Source organism: uncultured Maribacter sp. (assembly GCF_947500405.1).
Lineage (GTDB): Bacteria > Bacteroidota > Bacteroidia > Flavobacteriales > Flavobacteriaceae > Maribacter_B.
In genome coordinates this window covers 1-965 of record NZ_CANMRY010000055.1, presented here as the reverse complement: position 1 = coordinate 965, position 965 = coordinate 1, and the positions used below count along the sequence as shown (strand labels likewise).

The 965-nt window shown below is 29.1% G+C and carries 1 protein-coding gene; it reads left to right on the top strand.

Annotated features, from left to right (window positions below; all coding sequences use genetic code 11):
• Window positions 1–829 (top strand): hypothetical protein (locus Q0945_RS15945; protein ID WP_299436646.1); only part of this gene is annotated, 829 nt, incomplete at its 5' end.
• Window positions 830–965 lie beyond the last annotated feature (136 nt).

Genomic DNA, 965 nt, shown 5'->3' with positions numbered 1-965 from the left:
CGTTACCCAACATTTGAGAAAAACAGTTTTCATATTAAATTTAATTTTCAGCACATTAATTTTTGCTCAAAATCCTGAATCATCAACTCTATATGAAAAAGAGTATTATGATTTAGTGAATTATATTCCAGAAAATCTAAAAGCGGATTCAATTCATAAACTAGAAAGCCCAATCATAAAAGGAAGTTTAAACACTATTGGAAGTCTAAAACTTTATAATGGATTCAAAAAAGATTTTAATCTATCTGAAAATGATAATAAATGGTTGGAAAACAGAATTGACCAAATAGCAACCGAATTATTTTTTGATGGAAAAAGAATTTTAATAAGCGCTGTTGGAGGTTATTCTGGTTGTCCAGACAAAATGATTGATACTATTAGATTAAACAATATCGAGATTATTAATTTAAAGTTTTGTCATAGTTGTACTGACTCTTATCGAGACGAAAATTTTATTAGGATATTTAATAAGAGAATGTATTCTTTAATGAGAATTGAGCCACCAAATAGAAAAACAAGACTTTTCTATGGAGAATATAAAGGACGGAATAAAGACAGGTTTGAGATTAAATTAGTTTTAAAAGAGGACAGAACATTCAAGTTTTGGGTAAATAAAGGACACGGTTCAGATTTCACAGAAGGCTTGTGGAAAAATATAAATGATACGCTGATTTTAAACTCTCAGAATCTGAATAAGGATAATGAAATAAGTTTTGCATTATCTAGTGCAAAATGGATTGAATTTAATGACATAAAATTTCGTTTAAAAAAAGGAAAACTGACTGAATTAAATGACAGAAATTGGAAATTAAAACAAACGGTTGAATAAAAAACGTTGGGTAACACCGTGTATAATTCATTGCTGGTTATAGCCTACTTACGAAAGTCCTCGCGGACTTTCTATCTGTGATTTATTTGCTAACTTTAGTGCTTAAACACGCAACGAAATCATACACAAACACGTT